Origin of the sequence: Kocuria massiliensis, assembly GCF_900169715.1 — a bacterium.
Classification (GTDB): domain Bacteria; phylum Actinomycetota; class Actinomycetes; order Actinomycetales; family Micrococcaceae; genus Rothia; species Rothia massiliensis.
Window position 1 is genome coordinate 1,226,778 of record NZ_LT835161.1, and the last position, 20,089, is coordinate 1,246,866.

The 20,089-nt window shown below is 59.9% G+C and carries 16 protein-coding genes; 3 read left to right on the forward strand and 13 right to left on the reverse strand.

Annotated elements, in window-relative coordinates; translation table 11 throughout:
- Window positions 1-49 precede the first annotated feature (49 nt).
- Window positions 50-1,402: a histidine--tRNA ligase gene (hisS, locus tag B9Y51_RS09845; protein WP_085529749.1), complete on the reverse strand. Its 1,353-nt coding sequence runs from the start codon at window positions 1,400-1,402 to the stop codon at window positions 50-52.
- Between the two features lie 255 nt (window positions 1,403-1,657).
- Between hisS and B9Y51_RS09850 the strand changes: the two genes are divergently transcribed.
- Window positions 1,658-2,995 (forward strand): DUF349 domain-containing protein, encoded by a 1,338-nt coding sequence (locus B9Y51_RS09850; protein WP_245826141.1) that lies wholly within the window; start codon window positions 1,658-1,660, stop codon window positions 2,993-2,995.
- Window positions 2,996-3,727: 732 nt separating this feature from the next.
- Here B9Y51_RS09850 and B9Y51_RS09855 read toward each other — a convergent pair.
- The 10 genes from B9Y51_RS09855 to B9Y51_RS09900 all read right to left on the reverse strand — a co-directional run bounded on the left by B9Y51_RS09855 (window position 3,728) and on the right by B9Y51_RS09900 (window position 15,509).
- Complete coding sequence (locus B9Y51_RS09855; RefSeq protein ID WP_048678676.1) at window positions 3,728-5,920, reverse strand: RelA/SpoT family protein; 2,193 nt, start codon at window positions 5,918-5,920, stop codon at window positions 3,728-3,730.
- Between the two features lie 325 nt (window positions 5,921-6,245).
- Window positions 6,246-7,430, reverse strand: coding sequence for a protein translocase subunit SecF (gene secF, locus B9Y51_RS09860; RefSeq protein ID WP_085529545.1), 1,185 nt, complete (start codon window positions 7,428-7,430; stop codon window positions 6,246-6,248).
- A complete protein-coding gene (gene secD / locus B9Y51_RS09865) occupies window positions 7,423-9,189 on the reverse strand; it encodes a protein translocase subunit SecD (RefSeq protein WP_085529546.1) in 1,767 nt (588 codons plus the stop codon). Before secD ends, secF begins: the two co-directional genes overlap by 8 nt.
- A 69-nt stretch (window positions 9,190-9,258) precedes the next feature.
- Complete coding sequence (gene yajC / locus B9Y51_RS09870; RefSeq protein WP_085529547.1) at window positions 9,259-9,849, reverse strand: preprotein translocase subunit YajC; 591 nt, start codon at window positions 9,847-9,849, stop codon at window positions 9,259-9,261.
- Between the two features lie 138 nt (window positions 9,850-9,987).
- Complete coding sequence (gene ruvB, locus B9Y51_RS09875; RefSeq protein WP_048678420.1) at window positions 9,988-11,043, reverse strand: Holliday junction branch migration DNA helicase RuvB; 1,056 nt, start codon at window positions 11,041-11,043, stop codon at window positions 9,988-9,990.
- An 18-nt stretch (window positions 11,044-11,061) separates the two neighbouring features.
- Window positions 11,062-11,706, reverse strand: coding sequence for a Holliday junction branch migration protein RuvA (ruvA, locus tag B9Y51_RS09880; protein WP_085529548.1), 645 nt, complete (start codon window positions 11,704-11,706; stop codon window positions 11,062-11,064).
- An 80-nt stretch (window positions 11,707-11,786) separates the two neighbouring features.
- The gene (gene ruvC / locus B9Y51_RS09885) at window positions 11,787-12,458 is read right to left on the reverse strand and encodes a crossover junction endodeoxyribonuclease RuvC (protein WP_048678424.1); all 672 of its coding nucleotides are present in this window, start codon (window positions 12,456-12,458) and stop codon (window positions 11,787-11,789) included.
- Window positions 12,459-12,476: 18 nt separating this feature from the next.
- Window positions 12,477-13,238, reverse strand: a complete 762-nt coding sequence (locus tag B9Y51_RS09890) for a YebC/PmpR family DNA-binding transcriptional regulator (protein WP_048678426.1) — start codon at window positions 13,236-13,238, stop codon at window positions 12,477-12,479.
- Window positions 13,239-13,494: 256 nt separating this feature from the next.
- Entirely contained in the window at window positions 13,495-14,217 is a 723-nt protein-coding gene (locus B9Y51_RS09895; protein ID WP_085529550.1) for a type 1 glutamine amidotransferase, read from the reverse strand.
- A complete protein-coding gene (locus tag B9Y51_RS09900; protein ID WP_085529551.1) occupies window positions 14,214-15,509 on the reverse strand; it encodes a Mur ligase family protein in 1,296 nt (431 codons plus the stop codon). The genes B9Y51_RS09895 and B9Y51_RS09900 overlap by 4 nt, the downstream gene beginning before the upstream one ends.
- Window positions 15,510-15,894: 385 nt before the next feature.
- On the opposite strand from B9Y51_RS09900, the gene B9Y51_RS09905 reads away from it, so the two are divergent.
- Entirely contained in the window at window positions 15,895-16,569 is a 675-nt protein-coding gene (locus B9Y51_RS09905) for a hypothetical protein (protein WP_143468041.1), read from the forward strand.
- A 96-nt stretch (window positions 16,570-16,665) separates the two neighbouring features.
- Window positions 16,666-17,229, forward strand: a complete 564-nt coding sequence (locus B9Y51_RS09910) for an LOG family protein (RefSeq protein ID WP_245826143.1) — start codon at window positions 16,666-16,668, stop codon at window positions 17,227-17,229.
- A 53-nt stretch (window positions 17,230-17,282) separates the two neighbouring features.
- Here the strand turns inward: B9Y51_RS09910 and B9Y51_RS09915 are convergent, their stop codons facing one another.
- The gene (locus tag B9Y51_RS09915) at window positions 17,283-17,852 is read right to left on the reverse strand and encodes an HIT family protein (protein ID WP_048678433.1); all 570 of its coding nucleotides are present in this window, start codon (window positions 17,850-17,852) and stop codon (window positions 17,283-17,285) included.
- A 113-nt stretch (window positions 17,853-17,965) separates the two neighbouring features.
- Window positions 17,966-20,008, reverse strand: coding sequence for a threonine--tRNA ligase (thrS, locus tag B9Y51_RS09920; RefSeq protein ID WP_425432070.1), 2,043 nt, complete (start codon window positions 20,006-20,008; stop codon window positions 17,966-17,968).
- Window positions 20,009-20,089 lie beyond the last annotated feature (81 nt).

Here is a 20,089-nt window from a genome sequence, read left to right on the forward strand (position 1 = left end):
ACCGACCTGAGGTTAGGCCCCGGTTGGCAAACGGGCTGATGTGGATGAGTTAACGGGCCTCGGACGTCGCCACCACGCGAGGGACGAGGTCCTCTTCGGGCGGCATCCATGCCTGGGGATCGGCCGGGATCTGTTCTCCCGAGCGAATGTCCTTGACTTCGTGAAGGGTATGACCGTCGTCGTCCGTGGAGAGGAACCACACAAACGGAATCCCACGACGGTCGGCGTAGCGAATCTGCTTGCCAAATTTCGCGGCATTCGCGGACACCTCGCACGCCACCCCACGCGAACGCAGCTGATCAGCCACGTCCTGAGCCTGGGGCCATGCCTCGTCGTTGGTGAGGGCAATCAACACCGCGGACGGGACCTTACGCGAAGCCTGTGCAAGATTCTGAGACAGCATTCTGGCGACCAAGCGAGTGACGCCGATCGAGAGGCCCACGCCGGGATAGGTCTTCTTGCCGGTGCTGGCCAGAGACTCATACCGGCCACCGGAGCAAATGGAGCCGAGCTTCTCGTGACCCACGAGGAAGGTTTCGTACACGGTCCCCGTGTAGTAATCGAGCCCGCGTGCAATTGAGAGATCCACGATCACGGTACCGGGAGCCCGTTTAGAAGCCTCGGCCATGACTTCCGAGAGCTCTTGGAGGCCTTGTTCCAGCAGCTCGTCGTCAACGCCAAACGCACGCACCTTCTCCACGAAGTCCAGGCCTTCGCTTCGAATGGAAGCGAGATCCAACGCCGCATGCGCTTGCTGCTCGCTCGCTCCCACCTCGTTGCGAAGAATCTTCGCGACGGCCTCGGGACCGATCTTTTCCAGCTTGTCGATGGCTCGCAGAACGCCCGCGGTATCGCTGAGGCCGATGCCGCGATAGAAGCCTTCCGAAAGCTTCCGGTTATTGAGCCGAAGCCTGAATTCCGGGATGGGAAGTTGCTTGAGCGCCTCGACGACGACGAGTGCGAGTTCGACGTCGTACCGGAAAGGAAGAGTCTCCTCCCCCACGACGTCGATGTCCGCCTGAGTAAATTCGCGGGCGCGTCCCTCCTGCGGACGCTCACCGCGCCACGATTTTTGGATCTGATACCGCATGAACGGAAAGTTGAGGTATCCGGCGTTCTCGACGACGTAGCGTGCAAACGGAACCGTCAGGTCAAAGTGCAAGGCCAACTTTTCGCTCGAGGCAGTCCCCGAATCTTCTTGCAGTCGAGAAACCGCGTATACCTCTTTGTCGATCTCGCCCTTCTGCAGGAGCTGGTCGACGGTTTCCACGGAACGCGTCTCGATGGATGAGAATCCATGCAGTTCAAAAGTGCGGCGCAAAACGTCCAAAACGTGGTTTTCCACGACCCTTTCTTCGGGTAGCAATTCGGAAAAGCCGGACAAGGACGCCTTTCGGGCCATGAATCTCTCCTCGGTTCGCCGCACCAGACCTGCGTTGTCGGGCGCATACTCGCCCTTAAGCCTAAACCTTGCCGCCTGGCCCGCACGAACCCGCGCGGGCATGAAGAATGTTTTGACGCTCATCTGCCCGCGAAACCCTCCGGCAAGGTGATCGACGTCCCATATATATTGGGTCACGACGTCCTTTAACATCAGGATGACTTCGCACAGTGAATGATCAAGGCCTCCTGGCCTCCCACGAAAAGAGTTTCAGCGGTGACCGAACAGAAATCCGACGACAAGCCGACACCGGCAAACCTCCCCGGCGCACCCGTTGCCCCTAAACCCGTAGCCGCTCCGGCCGCTCCGAGATCTCTGGAGGAGGCCAAGCGCCACGGAACCGTGGGCGAAGATGGTCATGTCTACGTGACCTACCATGGCGAACAGCTTTCCGTGGGCGCGTTTCCCGATGCCACGGCGGATGAGGCGCTGACGTACTTCGCCCGCAAGTTCAGTGAAGTCGAGACTCAAATATCCCTCCTCGAGAACCGCATTTCCCAAGGCGCCAACGCAGAAGCCGCACGCAAGAATCTCGAGCATGCGAAGGAGCAATTGCAGGCACGGGCCATGGTGGGCGACATCGCGGACCTCGAGCGCCGGGTTCAAGAACTCGATGACAAGATTGCCCGGCGCGCCGAAGATCAGAAGGCGGAAGCCGAAGAAGCCAAACAACGCGCGGCCGCCGAACGTGAAGCGGTGGTCAAGGCGGCAGAAGAAGTTGCGGCTCAAGACCCGGCGAAGACGCATTGGAAAAATTCCAGTGCTCGCATGGCCGATCTTTTCGACACCTGGAAACTCGCCCAGAAGCAGACCCGCCTACCGAAGCAGGTCGAAGACGACCTCTGGAAGCGGTTCCGGAACGCGCGAACGAATTTCGATAAGAACCGTCGCGCCTATTTCTCTCAACTTGACCAAGACAATGCCAAGGCCAAAAAGGTCAAGGAAGAACTCATTTCCGAAGCAGAGGCGCTTTCTCATTCCACTGATTGGGGGCCGACGTCCGGCAAGTACCGTGACCTCATGGATCGGTGGAAGCAAGCGCCTCGCGCTTCGCGTAAGGAAGACGACGCCCTCTGGGCTCGGTTCCGCCAGGCTCAAGACGTCTTTTTCGACGCCCGGGCCGCGGCCAACCAGGAGACGGAACAGCAATTCCAGGAAAACCTCAAGGTCAAGGAGGCCTTGCTGGAACGCGCTCGCGCGATTTTGCCAGTGACAAAGCCCGAGATGGCCAAGTCTCAGCTCGCGCCGATCCTGGACGAATGGGATCAGGCCGGTATGGTGCCTCGAGCAGACCTACGCCGCATAGAGAACGAGTTGAAAAAGGTCCAGCAGGCCATCGCCGACGCAGAACAGGCCGAATGGGAGCGATCCAACCCCGAGACGCAAGCTCGCGCTTCCTCGATGGAGATTCAGCTTCGTGAAGCCATCGCCGGTCTCGAGGCTGACCTCAGCAAGGCCGAGGCCGCTGGCGACGAGAAGACTGCTGCCAAGACGCGGGAGGCCCTCGAGGCCCGTCGTCAGTGGTTAGACCAGGTCTCTTCAGCCACAGACTGAGCCCCGAAGACCGATTCCTGCCCACGGTCAACGCGGACCCGATGAATTTTCCACATTTTTTCGGGTCCGCGTTTTCGCGCCCCTCAGTGGGGTATCTCCATGACATGACGAATTTTGAGCAGCGGAGCGGTCCCACCTCCGAGAGCACAGAACCATGCGTCTCGCCAGGAGAATTTGTCCTTGCGGGACGGGATCTCACCCACTCAGAGGCGCAGTCCTTGTGCGCTCGGGGCCTTCTCACACCCGTCCTCTTCGACCTTTACGCGACGTCTTCTCCCGGCACCGAAGAGCGAGCACGAGCGGCCGCGCACTATCTCAAACCCCAAAGTCGAAGGGTCGCGATCTTGCATCGGCTGACAGCCGCGTGGATTTATGGTTGCTCCGCCGCCCCGGAGGCCATCGAATGCTCGGTGGGTGGCAGGTCGGGTCACCGGTTCGGCCCTGAAGAAGTCCCCTTCGTCCGCCACCGATTCACCCGCTACACGCCCTATGACGACCTGAACATAGGCGGCGTCCGGGTCACCACTCCCCTGCGAACGTGCGTCGACATTGCGGTACACGATGGGGGCCGCCGGGCAGACCTCGTGCTCGCCACACTGCTACGCGCCACTGAATACGGTTGCGGCCCACCCTCAGTATGCGCGGCCCTAGCTGCCCTGCCGCGCGTCAAGTTTCGACAACGCGCAATGGAACGTGTGTTGCGGTTAGGGCCCCGTGAGGCACGAGGAGCGCTTAAGTCGTCTTCGGCGTGGGTCGAGAGCCGGTAATCCGGTAGACGTCGTAGACGCCGTCGATTCCCCGGACTGTATTGAGCACGTGGTCCAGATACCGGGGGTCACCCATTTCGAAGGAGAACCGCGATATCGCCAGGCGGGACACATTGGTGTGCACGTTGGCCGACAGAATATTGACGTGACTTTCCGACAAGACCCGAGTGACATCCGACAGCAATGATTTGCGGTCCAAGGCCTCGATCTGAATCTCGACGAGAAATACCGATGATTTCGTGGGGGCCCACCGGACCTGAATACGGCGAGGGTCATCCTGAGCGTGCCGCATGTTCGGGCAATCCGAACGGTGCACGGAGATCCCATGGCCGCGGGTGACGATTCCGATGATGTCGTCGGGCGGCACAGGCGTACAGCATCGTGCCAGTTTCGTGTAGACGCCATCGGCGCCCTCAACAATCACACCGGAATCGGCGAATTTGGGGCGCGCATGGGTCGTGATCGGGGCTTCTTCTTCGAGGTCTTCCTCGGTGCCAATCTGGCCGCCCAAAAGGTCAACGAGACGGTCGATGACATCTTGCGCCTTGATCTGTCCCTCGCCCACCGCTTCATACAGGGCTGCGACGTCGTCCTTGTGGTGTTCCTCGGCCACGGAGAGCAGCAGCTTGCTCGTGAGCAACTTCTGCAACGGGAGGCTGTGCCGGCGCATCGAGCGGGTCAAGTTGTCCTTGCCCTTTTCGATGGCCTCTTCGCGCCGCTCCTTGGTCAGGAAGTGCCGGATCTTCGTCCTCGCCCGGGGGCTGGCCACGAATTTGAGCCAGTCTTCACTTGGACCGGCATCTTCGGCTCTCGTCGTCAGGATCTCTACCCTGTCGCCATGGTTGAGTTTCGACGACAACGGCACCAGTTTGCCGTTAACCCGGGCACCGATCGTGTGCTCGCCAACCTGTGTGTGAATGGCGTAGGCAAAATCCACCGGGGTTGATCCGCTGGGCAGAGACAGGACATCTCCGGCCGGTGTAAAGACAAAAACTTCCTGAGCATTGACCTCGTACCGAAGGGAATCCAGAAATTCCGAGGAATCCTTCGTTTCGGACTGCCACGACATCAAGGACTGAAGCCATTTCAGGGTGTCCGCGGAGTCTTCCGTCCGTAATTCGCCGGATTGGGATTCTCCCCGCGCGGCGGCCTTGTACTTCCAATGCGCCGCAATGCCGTACTCGGCCTTCTGGTGCATTTCGTGCGTACGTATTTGGACCTCGACCGGTCGGCCCGACGGACCGATCACCGCCGTATGCAGGGATTGATACGTGTTGAATTTCGGAACGGCGATGTAGTCCTTAAACCTACCCGGCAACGGCTTCCACACTTCGTGGATCGCACCCAACGCGGCGTAGCAGTCACGAACCGAGTCGACCAGCACGCGAATCGCCAAAAGGTCATAGATCTCGTCGAACTCTTTGTCCCGAAGAATCATCTTTTGATAAATCGAGTAATAGTGCTTCGGCCGCCCCGTCACGTCACACGAGATATTCGAGGAGGACAGCTCTTCCATGACGCCCGTGCGGATCTCTTGGAGCTGCCGTTCACGTTCCGGCGTTCGATCGCCGACCATTCGCACGATTTCGTCGTAAATGCGGGGTTCAAGCGCCGCGAAGGAGAGGTCTTCCAGCTCCCATTTGATCGTATTGATGCCAAGTCGGTGCGCCAGAGGCGCGAAAATTTCGAGGGTTTCTTTGGCTTTTCGCGCACTCGATTCGGGTGAAACAAACCGCCAGGTTCGAGCGTTGTGCAATCGGTCGGCAAGCTTGATGACCAAGACTCTGATGTCCTTGGCCATGGCGATGACCATCTTTCGCACCGTTTCGGCTTGGGCCTGCTCGCCATACGTCACCTTGTCCAATTTGGTGACGCCATCGACGAGGTCCGCGACTTCCTGGCCGAAGTCCTCAGTGAGTTCGGCGAGGCTATAGTCGGTGTCTTCCACAGTGTCATGAAGCAGGCCGGCAATCAGCGTCGCTCCGGAAGCGCCGAGTTCCGCCAAAATGGTGGTAACCGCGACCGGATGCGTGATGTATGGGTCCCCGCTCTTACGTTTTTGACCCGTGTGATATTTATCTGCGACGGCAAAAGCACGCTCGATGACGGAGAAATCTTCTTGCGGATTACTGGCTTTGACCGTGCGGAGCAAGGGCATCAAGACTGGGGAAACCGGCTTGGTGCGATTGACTGCCGCTTCAGGATTATTTCCCACGGAGTTTCCTGCCTGGGCGCGGTCGGCGCTGGTGGCACGTGGAAAAGCTCGCCGTTCCGGGGTCCGCGTGGACGCTGAAATGACTCGGTGAGTTCCGTACCCGTCGTGTTGATCAGATCCTGCCAAAGTAAACTCCTACCCCCTGTGATGCACCTAGTGTAGTCCCAGCGGACCGTTGTCCTGCGCACAGCCACTACGGACGACGCCGACGCACCCGTAGGTTCGCCGGCGTCGTGAGTTTCAATGGCAAACTCGAGCCCATTTGCGGTTACACCACCGCACCGTTGTCGGGGCCCTCGCCTCCCTTGGGGTCGAGCCGCGGTACGGGACTGGTGTCTGTGGCAACGTAACCGCGGTTCGCGTTTCCTCGGGTGTCGCCACCGCGTCGGACCGAGTGGCCGGACCCAGCATCCGTGGTGGAAGTTTCGGACGGCTCTTCTTCGTCATCCGTCACGGCTTCGTCCTCCCCATGGGGTTCGCCGGTTTCGCCACGTGCGATCCTGCGGGCCTGCTCCTTGATGGGTTTTGAGCCCTGTCGCAGTGCTGCGTACAACGGTGCCGAGACGAACAAGGTGCCGAGCGTGCCCATGATGATGCCGATAAAGAGCGCTAGGGAAAGGTCCTGAAGCGTTCCGGCGCCCAGCATGAATGCCCCGATGAAAAGGATCGAGCCCACTGGAAGGATTCCCACCACAGAGGTGTTAATCGAACGAACCAGGGTCTGGTTGGTCGCGAGGTTTACCTCGTCGGCGAAGGTTCTGCGTGTATTGCTCTGATATCCCTTGGTGTTTTCTCGAATCTTGTCGAAAACCACGACCGAGTCGTACAGCGAGTACGACAAGATTGTCAGGAATCCGATGATCGCCGAAGGCGTGACTTCGAATCCCACGAGCGCATAAATTCCGGCGGTGGTGATGACGGTAAAGGCCAACCCGGCAATCGCCGACAGCGACATCTTGACCGTTCGGAAGTACAACGCCATGCCAATCGTCGCGAGCAACACGAAGATGATCAGTCCCCACGTCGCCTGGCGCGTCACACCCTGACCCCAGGTCGGGCCCACGTACGACGACGTCACGTCGTCGGAGCTGACCTTGTAGGCATCTTGCAAGGCCTTCTTGACCGAGAGAGTCTCGTTGTCGTTGAGTTGGTCGGTTTGAACACGAATGGTGCCCGCGGCAATTTTGGTGACTTCGGTCTGCTTTGCACCGGAGTGCTGAGACACTGCCTTTTCGCCGACATTGATGTCCGTGTTCTTGGTGTCCGAAACGGTGAATTCCGAACCGCCGCGGAAATCAATGCCCATCTTGAATCCGCCAGTCAGCACCGGAATCAACAGCGCGATGAGGACCAAAACCGCCGAGATACTCAGCCAGAGCTTCTTCTTCGGAATGAAGGGGACGGATGTTTTACCCGTATAGAGATTGCTTCCGAGCTGTGCGAACTTAGGCATGGTCGGCTCCTTCGGAGATCTCTCCGGACGCGTCGTCGGGTGTCTTTCCAGAATCGGTAGTTTGCTCCCGGGAGGCGAGGGCTTCCGCACGGCGCCGTTCGGCGATCGTCATCGGACGATCTTCCTCAGAGCCGCTCTTGCCACGAGATTTCGAGGCGCGCGGAGAATCTTCCGGGTCGCGCAACCGGCCGGCTCCGCGGTACAGCGGGACATACCCCAATGCCCTAGCATCGAGCCCAGAATGCTTGTGGCCTTCGCCGAAGAATTTGGTCCGAGACAACAAGACCATCATTGGGTGCGTAAACCAGAAGATCACCATGAGGTCCGCGATCGCGGTGAGACCCAGCGTAAAGGCAAAGCCCCTCACGTTGCCCACTGCGACGAAGTACAGGACGACGGCGGCCAACAAGTTGACACCCTTTGAAGCCCAGATGGTTCGTCGGGCACGCAGCCACCCATGGTCCACCGCAGACGGGACGCTTCGACCGTCTCTCAGGCCGTCCCTAATTCGTTCGAAATACACGATGAAGGAGTCCGCCGTCTGACCGATAGCGACGATCAAACCTGCCACACCGGCCAGCGACAATCGATAATTAACCGCCCAGCCAAGCAAGGTAATCGCCTCATAGGTGACCACGCCCGCAACAAGCAACGATGCGATCGTGACAAAACCCAAGAGTCGGTATTGGAAGAGCGAATAAATGCACACCAGCAAGAGGCCGATGATGCCGGCGATGATGCCCATTCGAAGCTGATCGGTGCCAAGGGTCGCAGAAATCTGCTGTTCCGACTCGATATGGAAGCTGATCGGCAAGGCACCGTATTTCAGCTGTTCAGACAGCGACTCGGCGTCTTTCTCAGTGAAGTTACCGGTGATCTGCGCTTTGCCATCCGAAATGACCGCTTGGGAACGGGGTGCCTGAAGGACGCTGCCGTCGAGCATAATCGCGAATGAAGCCTTGGGGTCATTCTGGTTTTTGCCGTAGAAACCGTTGAGGCGCTCAGTGACGGTTTTGAAGACGTCCTTGGCGTGATTGTTGAACGAGATGTTCACGCCCCACTGACCGGTACTGACGCCGTTTCCTGATTGAACCTGAGAATAGCTGGCGTCGGAAATATCCGAACCGTTCAATTCGACGGGGCCCAAAATATACTTCTGCTGCCCATCGGCAGAACAGGCCACCACGGCCTTCTGGGGATCCAGTTTGTCGTCCTTGCCTGGGTGAGCAGCACAGTCCCGGAGTTCATACTGCTTTTGCAGCTCCGGAGTGATCCATGCGGAATCAGACCCATCCTTAGGCTTGTCCGACGGCTTGGGCATCTTGGCGTAGTCCGTGCGGTCCTTTTCAGGGACCGGGGCACCGCTACCTTCGGCCAACACGGATCGGAATGACATCTGGGCCGAGGCCTGAATGAGATCGCGCGTCTCTTGGCTTGGCACACCCGGCATCGAGACGACGACGTTCCGGCCCGACTGGGTGCTGACTTCAGCTTCCGAGACCCCAGAGCCATCGACGCGCTGTCGAATAATATCCACGGCCTGGTCGAGCTGATCCTTACTAATGTCCCCACCACCGTTGGTGGCCTTGGGGGAAAGAATCATCTCGGTTCCGCCGGAGAGGTCGAGCGCCAGCTTCGGCGTCGACTCACCACCGAGCTTTGCTGCCGAGAGACCGATGACCCCGCCGAGCACCACCACGATGGCAGTCAGCAAGATCAGGGCTTTTCTCGCGCCCGACATTCTTTTGTTCCGAGCCATAAGCTTTCCTGTGGATCACGACTCGAGGTGCCTACAAAAGCAGGCACCTCGAGAATGGATGAATTGGTGTTAGCGGGACGAACCGTGGGGGAAATCGTCTCCGCGATCGTCGCGGTACTCCTGGCCGCCATCTTCACGATCTCCGCGTGGGGTCTCACCGTCGGTGACCTCACCGTTCAGGCGCGGGGCGCGGTTCTCAGCGGAGGTCGATCCGGAATCGAAGCGGGGATCCGTGGGGTTCTGCGCGGCGCGGTCCTGAGATTCCGCCGAAGGTTCCGTGACGCCCTTTTCGGCTGCGGCACGAGCGGCCTCGGGAGTGCCCGGGATCTGGCCGTTGTCGTCGAGCACGGTGGTGACGGCTCCCAAGTGAACCGTGATTTCGGTTTTCGGGGCCACTTCAATCACGGCACGATTATTCGGTCGGTCCACAGAGACAATGGTTCCGAAAACACCGAACTGCGTCATGACACGAGTTCCGGGAACCATGGATTCCTGGCGCTCAGCCATCTGTGCGCGCATCTTTTTCTGGCGACGCATCGGAAGCACGAGGAAGACCACCACGACCACCAGCATGAGTCCCAAAAGCAGGAAGTTCGAGCCTCCGCCGCCCTGTTCGGCGGCCTGGAGACTCCCGGTCGAGTTGATGGTGGAAAGTAGCATGTGTTCCTCACGTCTTGAAGCTGAACTGCCGGACTTCCAGGCCACAGAGGGCGAGGATAGGCAGACCTGGCCAGTCTAATGGAAGAGTCTGAACGTCGAGTGATAACCCTCATCCCCGTCGAGGGACGACCTTGCCCGTTACTCCGGGGCGTCCAATCCGAGGTGTTCCCAGGCAGCTGGAAGTGCGACTCGTCCACGTGGAGTTCGCCCCATGAGTCCTTCCCGGACGAGATAGGGCTCGGCAACCGTTTCGACCGTCTCGGTTTCTTCCCCGACGGCGATGGCCAGAGTTGAGAGCCCCACTGGTCCGCCACCAAATTTGTGAATCAGAGATTCGAGAACAGAACGGTCGAGCCGGTCGAGCCCTCGGGAATCCACCTCGTACATGTCCAATGCTGCGGATGCAGACCGAGCATCGATGTGCTCAATGTCGTTGACCAACGCCCAGTCCCGCACTCGGCGCAGCAACCGGTTGGAAATACGAGGGGTGCCCCGCGAACGAGACGCTATTTCGTGAAATCCTTCGGTTGAGATTTTGAGGTCCAGCAATCCGGCGGAACGGCGAAGTACGAGTTCCAGTTCGGCGACGTCGTAGAACTCCAGGTGTCCCGTGAAGCCAAAACGATCCCGGAGCGGCCCAGGGAGCAGACCTGCGCGGGTGGTCGCACCCACCAAAGTGAAGCTGGGCAATTCGAGAGGTATGGAGGTCGCTCCGGCGCCTTTTCCCACGACGATATCCACACGAAAATCTTCCATCGCCATATAGAGCATCTCTTCTGCGGGGCGAGACATGCGGTGAATCTCGTCAAGGAAGAGCACCTCACCAGGTGTCAAGGAAGACAGAATGGCCGCGAGGTCTCCCGAGTGCTGGATAGCCGGCCCAGAACTAATGCGCAGGGGTGCGCCCATCTCTTCGGCGATGATCATGGCTAATGTGGTTTTGCCCAGTCCGGGAGGTCCGGAAAGGAGAACGTGATCCGCGCTCCTCCCCCGCAATTTAGAGGCTTCCAAGACGAGGGACAATTGCTGCCTCACCCGCTTTTGGCCCACAAAATCGTCCAAGGCCTTCGGCCGAAGAGCAGCCTCGATGGCCTTGTCCTCGGGTTCAGCCTCCGCATCCACGAGACGTTCCTGCCCGATGCGTTGTTGCCCGGGCAGCTGTTGGGCGTCGTTCTCGGGGAACTGCTGCGTCATCTTTTCCTCTCCGACGGGCTATTTGGACCGGTGGCCCATGGCGTTGGCGCGCCCGAGGCCTGCCAAGACGGACCGAAGTGCTTGCGCAACGGTCATGGATTCTGCGGCTGGCTCGGATTCGACGAAGGAGTCCACCGCCGCGGTGGCGTCTTTGTCCGTCCACCCGAGGCCGATCAGCGCGTCCAGGACTTGCCCTCGCCACGGAGGCCCCGGCTCGCCCGCGGTATGGGGCGACGCCGGCGAGTCCTCGGCTTCAGGGTCCGGTAGCACCAGTTTGCCGGCCAGCTCGAGGACGATGCGTCGCGCCCCTTTAGGCCCAATTCCGGGAACTTTGCTGAATGCTTTGTCGTCCCCCGCGGCGACGGCCCGCGAAACCTCGACGGGCGAATAGACCGAGAGTACGGCCAACGCGATCCTGGGCCCGATCCCCGAGACCGAGAGCATGGTGGTGAAGACCTCCCGCTCATCGTTATCCCGAAACCCAAAGAGCGTCAGGGAATCCTCTTTAACAATCAGAGAGGTTTCCACGCGCGCCGATTCGCCGCGTCGCAATGTAGCGAGCGTACCGGGCGTGGCGTGAATAAGCATTCCGACGCCGCCCACTTCGATGACGGCGTCGTGGAGACCCACATGGGTCACGGTCCCAGACAGAGAAGAGATCATGAAGCCACCTTATTCGAACATAGATACGAATCGCACGTTGTGACTCACCTGTGGATGAATATTCTCACGAGTCACGTTGGTCAGCGACCACGTCGCGACTTTTCCTCAGCGTCTTTCCACGCCCTCTGTGCGGGGGTCATTCCACCCGAGGCTCGCGATTTCGGCACGGATCCTTGGTGCGTCTGGACATTCGTGCTCATATTGATGCCGGTCCCGATCACACCAGATCGCCAGCCGTGACAAATCGCCAAAGCCAGGGCATCGGCGGCGTCGGCGGGCTTCGGGACGGAATCGAGGTTAAGGATTCTGGTGACCATTCGCCCGACCGATGCTTTGTCGGCTCGGCCGCTCCCGGTGACTGCCGCTTTAACCTCGGACGGAGTGTGCCACGCGACGGGGACTCCCGCCGAGGCCGCAGCCGCGATCACGACGCCGGATGCGTGCGCGGTACCAATCACGGTATTCACCGATTCTTGAGCAAAGACCCGTTCAATGGCCATGACATCCGGCTGGTACGTCTCGAGCCAGCTTTGCATTGCCTGTTGGATATGCAGCACTCGAGCATCGAGTGCGTCGGCGGCCTGCGTACCGGCCACTCCGGCGTCCACAAAGTGAGCCTTGCGATTGCCGGCCATATCTACGACGCCGAATCCGCACCGGGTGAGTCCGGGATCTACCCCAAGAATGCGCAGGGGCCCGTTCGAGGCCGTCGATGCGACGGCCCCAACCGGGCCCGAACGGGTCGTGCTCACGCGACTCTTCCGTACGATCTAGTCGTCGGCTTCGAGTTCGGCCATGACCTCGGGGGAAATGTCCGCATTCGAATAGACGTTCTGGACGTCGTCGAGGGCTTCGACTGCGTCGGCCAAACGAAGGAATTTGCGGGCGCCGTCAGCGTCGAGGTCCACCGTCATGGTGGGGCGCCACTGCGGGTCGTCGTTGTTGTATTCCAGCTCGGCCTCATCGAGGGCTTGACGGATCGCGTTGAGGTCGGATGCCTCCGAGATGACCTCGAAGAATTCGTCTTCTTCCTTGACCTCGTCGGCGCCGGCGTCCAAAACGGCCATGAGGAGATCGTCTTCCGTCAGGCCATCTTTCTTGGCAACCTCAACGACGCCCTTGCGCTCAAACATGAAGGAAACCGACCCGGGATCGGCCATCGTTCCACCGCTACGGGTCACGGCCGTACGAACGTCCGCGGCGGCACGGTTCTTGTTATCGGTCAGGCATTCGATGTACAGCGCGGACCCCTGAGGACCACGAGCTTCATACAGGATCTCGGCGTAATCGACGACCTCACCGGTCAGCCCAGCCCCACGCTTGACGGCGCGGTCGATATTGTCGTTCGGGACCGAGTTCTTCTTTGCTTTGGAAATCGCCAGGTCGAGGGCCGGGTTGCCTGAGACGTCTGCGCCACCCATGCGGGCAGCAACCTCGATGCCTTTAATGTACTTGGCGAAGGCCTTGGCGCGCTTGGCGTCGATTGCGGCCTTCTTGTGTTTGGTGGTGGCCCACTTGGAGTGACCCGACATAGATGTGCTCCTCGGTGTAGACGGTGACGTGTTGCGGAACTGCCCCTGGTCGGCCGCGTGTAGCGAAGCAACGTGACGTCGGCAAATGACGTCCGCGCGGCACCAAACCAGCCAGTCCGCAAGGAATTCTTCTGTTCATTGTAGCGGCGGGGCACCAGTCTCCCTCACCGCGGTACGCCAGAGGCGTGCTGGAGAGGCGACGAGTACACCCCCGTTTCGCTCCTCGCGCATTTCGAGGAGCGTTTCAGCGCAGGCCTTATCGGGGTCGCGTCGCGGCGGTCTCGCGAGCTTTGGTAGCCAAGGAGTCGTCGATCTGCGCCGGGACGAAATGCCCAAACTTCTTCTCCACGGCGTGCCGGATGAGGTAATCCGAGATCACAGGGTTCTTCGGCAATAACGAACCGTGGAGATAGCTGCCGATCACGTGGTGTACCCGCGCACCCTCGCCGTCGTCGTCGAGGTTATTGCCTTCCCCCTTGACCGTGGTGCCTAGGCGCTGCACTCCCTCGCCCAGATAGGTGAGTCCGGAGTGGTTCTCGTATCCCACAATGGTGCCGAACTCCTCCGAGTTCAGGACGATATTGCCGATCAGACGCTGTTCGCCGCCCACGGTATGGGCATCGAACAAACCGATGCCACGCAGCACTTCTCCCCCAACGGTGGTGAAGTCTTTGCCGAAAAGCTGGTAGAGGCCGCAAATCACCAGCATGGGCGTTCCAGTCTCGGCCTTATCGCGCAACACGGGGGCGATCCGATGCAGGTCGTCTTGGATCACGCTCTGGCCGGAGTCCTGCCCGCCGCCTCCCACGAGGATGTCGAAATCTTCGGGAAATTCATCGCCGGGGTTGTAATCCAGGATGTCGACGTCGTATCCATGTTTGCGGGCGCGGCGCGACAGAGACAGGGTATTACCCCAATCCCCATAGATATTCATGTCTCGCGGGTACAGCTGAAGAATGGTGAGCTTCTGGTTGGTCATCCGATGTCGTCCACCTTCGTGATTTTGGCAAGTTCGCGACGCAACGCGAGCATCGAGGTATAGGTGCAGAACACGCGCATGGGCCGGTCGCCGGAGCCTCGGATGAATTCATCCAGGGCACTCGCCAGGTCGGTGTTGACCGCCCCGACGGGAACGTCGTCGTGTTCCAATCGAAGCGCCATGTCGAACGCTCGAGTGCCGGAGACGACGTCGACCCCACCGTTCTGCAAAGAATCGAAGTCCACGTCCCACAACCACGAAACGTCGCGACCGTCGGCGTATTCGTCGTTGATGGTCATCATGGTGGCGTAGTCCTGGCTCGTGGCCGATGCCAAGGAAAGACGGAATCCCGCGGGATTCTTGACAAGCAGCAGCTGGAGGCTCCGGTCGCCAATAGACACGGACTCGCCTCGACCAAATGCTGGCGTGACCTCGCCGAGCTCTCGGAGCAGGGCCGACTCGTCGACGTCGTCGCCCATGATCTCGCGGGCCACGGCTAGGGCACCCGCCGCGTTGTACACGTTGTAGATACCGTAGAGGTTGATCGTGGCAGTGACCTCTCGATCACCGAGCAACAGGTGCGACGAGGTGCCTTCGAAAGATGAGAGGGTCACCGCCGCTTCGGGGAGGTTTTCCGCCTGAGTCGCGCGGCGTTTATCCCGCATTTCGTCGTCCGACGGGAATTTGGACCGTAGCTGCTGGGAAAGACCGTAATAGGCAACATGGGTGCCCTTTGAAACATCTTCGGCAATACCGCGAATTCGGGGATCCTCGCGGTTGAGTACCACGGTTCCGGTGGTGGCTTGAGCGACCTTGGTCAGCATTTTGCGGGTCGTATCTATCTCACCGAATCGGTCAAGCTGATCGCGCATTACGTTGAGCAGCAGGGCATATTTCGGCTGCACAAGCTTCACAAAATGCACGGCATGAGCTTCGTCTAGTTCGAGCACCGCGATATCCGCGTCGAGTTTCCCCGTAAAGTCCATTTCCGCTAGTAATGCCGCGGCCACGCCCCGCACAAAATTCGATCCCGTGCGATTGGTAAAGACTTTGAGCCCCTGAGACTCCAGCAACTGAACCGTCATTTTGGTGGTGGTGGTTTTCCCGTTCGTGCCGGAAATTACCACGACGCCGCGAGGCAACTTTTTCAAATTTCGGGGCACGAAATCCGGGTCCAGCTTTTCCATCACGAGTCCAGGAAAGGCCGAGCCGCCACCGCGGAGCGATGAAGCGTACCTAATCCCCTGCCCGATGAGGCGCGTCGCAGGTCTGAAGATCACTGGTCTTGGCATGGATTCATCCTAACCCGCATGAATCGCCCAACTTTGTCATGATGATTGGATGACTGACACGCATCCGGCGGATTTCCCACAAGGCCCCTTCCTGTGGCGCGACCTCTCGTGGCCCGATCGTCGCCCCGTAGCGCGCCTGGAAATGATGCGGGACGGATCTCCGACGGGCGAACGGCTGAGTGTCGCCATCTCTCCAGGGGACGAAATATGTGTGGCGACGTGCACAGACATCGCCGAAGCCGGCCTGTGGTGTAGCGGTTTCGCGCATGCCGAGTTCGACGACACGGGATTGCCGCGCTTCCGCCAAGTCCCCTGCCCCCGTTCGAATCGTCTCCGTCAGGGGCAACAGTGTCCGTTGTGTCGACACTTGGATAGGTTTCGTCCGGTGCATCGCGTACATCGTGGGTCTGAGCTCACCGAAGCCGCTCGTGCGTACATCGATTGCCCGCATTGGTTGTATGTGGCGACTTTTCCCGATGGGACCTCGAAGGTCGGAACCGCACACGAACGCTCGAAGACTTCCCGCCTGGACCAGCAGGCGGTGGCACTTGCGGACTACGTTGCGCTGGCTGACGACGGAGTGCTTGTCCGAGAGCTGGAGGACGCCGTGACGCAGCATGTTCGATTGACGCAATTCAAACGGGTCACGACGAAGCTGACCAGCTGGTTGGCCCCCGAATCTTTCGAAACCGTCGCCCGGAAACACGAGCAGACCGTAGCGAAGGTCGCCGAGTTCCTGGATGGCTTCGAAAACCGTGGTTTCGCCCCCGTCGAGGAGGCATGGTCGCCGGGAGATTTCTCCGCACCTTTCACCGAGCATCTAGACGACGGCTCGCTCTGGGAGGCTCCTGACCAGTGGCCTTCGGAGAGTGCGACGGGCAGAGTCGTCTCTGGCTCGGGTCCGTTCCTGCTCACGGGCTCCGCACAGAATTTAGCTGAGGGAACGCTCGCGCCCCCGGAGGTGCGATCTCTCGTCAATATGACGGCGCTCAAGAATAGGGCGTGTCGCACGGTATCCGGCGCGAATTCACGGCGCGAGGAACAGATCCGTTTGTTCTGATATCCCAAGCCGTGGCACTCAGGGAATATTCTGGACGGCATGTCGTCTGATCAGGTGTTTCCTTCCGCCCCTGCCCCTTCGAGATCGCTTCGCTATGTGACCGCTTATACTGGCTCGGCCACAGGGTTCGACCCTGTGTATTCCGAGGCGGTGCGCCGATTGGGCGTGGCGTTTGCCCAGCGCGGCATCGGCCTCGTCTACGGCGGCGGGAAGGTTGGGCTCATGGGCGTTCTCGCGGATGCCGTCATGACCGGCGGTGGGACCGTGACCGGAGTGATGCCTCGAGCACTCGCCGATGCGGAAATTGCCCATGACGGCCTGTCCGATCTGGAAATCGTGCAGGATATGCACCAGCGAAAGCACCGAATGGCCGAGGTCGGCGATGCCTTCATCGCCCTACCAGGTGGGGCCGGAACTCTCGAGGAGCTATTCGAGTCCTGGACCTGGCAGCACCTGGGCCTTCACACCAAACCCGTGGCTTTGTATAACGTCAACGGCTTTTGGAACCCCCTGCTGGATCTCCTAGACCACATGGTGGAAGAGGGCTTCCTCCGACCGGAGTTGCGTGAGTCTCTCGTCGTGGAGTCAGAACCGGCTCCCCTGTTAGAAGCCTTGATCGGTTGGAATCCCACGACGCCGAAGTGGAACCGCGACCGCTAAGTCGCGAGGCCTCGGTCCCGTGGGTGACTCGACGTCGTCGTGACTCCCTGGGATTAGTTCGTTGATTCCGTGGGTTCTTTGGGCCAGGCTTCCGAGACGAGACGACGTATCTCGTCGAGGGTTTGTGTGACCGTTTTGGTCCCGGCAACGATCGGCAGGAAGTTGGTGTCACCATTCCAACGTGGGATGACATGCTCGTGCAGGTGTGCCGCGATACCCGCCCCACCGACTTTCCCCTGGTTCATGCCGATATTGAACCCCGCGGCGTTCGAGGTTTCGCGAAGGACCCTCATGGCCGTTTGCACGCATGCCGACATCTCCGCGGTTTCTTCCGGGTCGATGTCGTCGAATTGTGCGACGTGACGGTACGGGCAAACCAATAAATGCCCTGGGTTATACGGATACAAATTCAGCACCACGAAGACTCGCTCTCCGCGGTGGACGATGAGTGATTCTTCGTCGGTTCGATCGGGCGCCGCGCAGAACGGGCACGAGTTTTCCGTGTAATCCTTTTGCCCGCCAGAAACATACGCCCGACGATGCGGCGTCCACATGCGTTGAAAAGCATCGGGGACGCCGGGAAGGACGAAGTCGTCGGTCGAATATTCAGCGTTGTCCGTCATGTCTCCAGCTTAGGGGTTGAGACCCGTGACGTCGGGTTGATCGACGGCTAGCCGTTAAAGCAGCGTGGCCGCGAAACTCTCATGTTTCGCGGCCACGCTGAGATCCGATGTTTTTATTCGGCGTCGCTGGATTCGACGGTCGTCGCGGTCGGATCAAGATTCACGCGCTGGCTGACGTGCTCAACGATCCTCGCCACGGCCTCGTCCACCGGGATCCCGTTGTCTTGGGAACCATCCCGGAACCTGAAGGAAACCGCCCCGTTGTCGGCGTCCTCGCCTCCGGCAATCAGCACGAACGGGGCCTTCTCCTTGGACGCATTACGGATTTTCTTGGGGAATCGATCCGTACCGTAATCGACGTCCACCCGGATTCCGTGCTTCCGAAGTTTCTCCGCGATTTCGCCCATGTAGTCGTTGAACGCCTCCGCCACGGGAATGCCGATGACCTGGACCGGAGCCAACCAGGCGGGGAATGCGCCGGCGTAGTGTTCGGTCAAGACGCCCATGAACCGCTCGATCGAACCGAATTTAGCGGAGTGAATCATCACGGGTTCCTGACGGCTCCCGTCGGCCGCCTGATATTCGAGCCCGAATCGCGACGGCTGGTTGAAGTCGTATTGAACGGTGGACATCTGCCAGGTGCGCCCGATGGCGTCCTTGGCCTGAACGGAGATCTTCGGGCCATAGAAGGCGGCCCCACCCGGATCCGGAACGAGTTCGAGGCCGGTTTCCTGAGCCACATTCTCCAAGACTTTGGTGGCCTCTTCCCATTGCTCATCCGTCCCGATGAACTTGTCCTTCTTCTCGCCTTCCGTCTCGCGCGTGGAAAGTTCGAGGTAGAAGTCCGTCAAACCGAAGTCGGTCAGGAGGGACAGCATGAAGTTCAGCAGGTGACGGACTTCGTCCGGCGCCTGTTCCTTGGTCACGTAGCTGTGCGAATCATCCTGCGTGATCATGCGGACGCGGGTGAGCCCCTGAAGCACACCGGATTTTTCATCCCGGTAGACGGTTCCGAACTCGAAGAACCGCAACGGCAGTTCCCGGTAGGACCGTCCGCGAGCGCGGAAGATCTCGTTGTGCATCGGGCAGTTCATGGCCTTGAGGCGGTAGTCCCCGTTATCGAGTTCCATGGCGGGGAACATGCCGTCGGAGTAGTACGGGAGGTGCCCGGAGGTGTAGAAGAGATCTTCTTTGGCGATGTGGGGGGTTCCGACGTACTGGAATCCTTCCGCGATGTGGCGGTCGCGGACGTAGTTTTCCATTTCGCGTTTGATGACGCCGCCCTTGGGATGGAATACGGGTAGTCCCGGGCCGATGGTTTTGGGGAAGGAGAATAGGTCGAGTTCTTCGCCCAGTCGGCGGTGATCGCGGCGTTCGGCTTCGGCGATGCGTTCTTTGTAGGCGACCAGTTCTTCTTTGCTCGGCCAGGCGGTTCCGTAGATGCGTTGGAGCATCGGGTTCTTTTCGGAGCCGCGCCAGTATGCACCGCCGGAGCGGGTCAGGGCGTATCCGTTGGCGATGAGTTTGGTGTTAGGCAGGTGCGGTCCGCGGCAGAGATCTTTCCACACGGTTTCGCCCTTGCGATCGACGTTGTCGTAGATCGTGATTTCGCCTTCGCCAACTTCTACGCCTGCACCTTCGGCTGCGTCGGCGCCGGATCCGGGCCCCTGGGAGAGCCCGAGGAGTTCGAGTTTGTACGGCTCGTTCTTCATCTCCTCGAGGGCTTCGTCGTGGGTCACGGAGCGGCGTCGGAAGGTTTGTCCGGATTTGACGATTTTCATCATGGATTTTTCGAGCTTCTTGAGGTCTTCGGGAGTGAAGGGTTCCTCGACGTCGAAGTCGAAGTAGAAGCCATCCGTGATGTAAGGGCCGATGCCGAGTTTGGCATCGGGGCGCATGGCCTGCACGGCTTGGGCCATGACGTGGGCGGTGGAGTGGCGGAGGACCTCGAGGCCTTCGGGCTGGTCGATGGTGATCGGGATGACGACGTCGCCGTCGGCCACTTCGGTGGAAAGGTCTTTGAGGACGTCGTTGATGCGGGCTACCACAATAGTGGGGTCGTCCTGGAACAGGTCCGCGGCGGTGGTGCCCGTGGTCACCTGCTGGGGTTCGCCGTGGACGGTGATCTGCAGGTTGTCGGCCGGGTTCTCGGCCATGGACACTCACTCCTTGAGTCGTTGGGCGCACGCCGATACCTGGGGCGTGCGGTGTAGAGCCGTCCCCCGTTTGCGGTGGGA

Coding starts and splice junctions, on each gene's coding strand:
- hisS (WP_085529749.1), bottom strand. CDS start 1,402: ATGGCCCGAAAGGCGTCCTTGTCCGGCTTTTCCGAATTGCTACCCGAA.
- B9Y51_RS09855 (WP_048678676.1), bottom strand. CDS start 5,920: ATGCCCTTGCTCCGCACGGTCAAAGCCAGTAATCCGCAAGAAGATTTC.
- secF (WP_085529545.1), bottom strand. CDS start 7,430: ATGCCTAAGTTCGCACAGCTCGGAAGCAATCTCTATACGGGTAAAACA.
- secD (WP_085529546.1), bottom strand. CDS start 9,189: ATGGCTCGGAACAAAAGAATGTCGGGCGCGAGAAAAGCCCTGATCTTG.
- yajC (WP_085529547.1), bottom strand. CDS start 9,849: ATGCTACTTTCCACCATCAACTCGACCGGGAGTCTCCAGGCCGCCGAA.
- ruvB (WP_048678420.1), bottom strand. CDS start 11,043: ATGACGCAGCAGTTCCCCGAGAACGACGCCCAACAGCTGCCCGGGCAA.
- ruvA (WP_085529548.1), bottom strand. CDS start 11,706: ATGATCTCTTCTCTGTCTGGGACCGTGACCCATGTGGGTCTCCACGAC.
- B9Y51_RS09890 (WP_048678426.1), bottom strand. CDS start 13,238: ATGTCGGGTCACTCCAAGTGGGCCACCACCAAACACAAGAAGGCCGCA.
- B9Y51_RS09895 (WP_085529550.1), bottom strand. CDS start 14,217: ATGACCAACCAGAAGCTCACCATTCTTCAGCTGTACCCGCGAGACATG.
- B9Y51_RS09900 (WP_085529551.1), bottom strand. CDS start 15,509: ATGCCAAGACCAGTGATCTTCAGACCTGCGACGCGCCTCATCGGGCAG.
- B9Y51_RS09915 (WP_048678433.1), bottom strand. CDS start 17,852: ATGACGGACAACGCTGAATATTCGACCGACGACTTCGTCCTTCCCGGC.
- thrS (WP_425432070.1), bottom strand. CDS start 20,008: ATGGCCGAGAACCCGGCCGACAACCTGCAGATCACCGTCCACGGCGAA.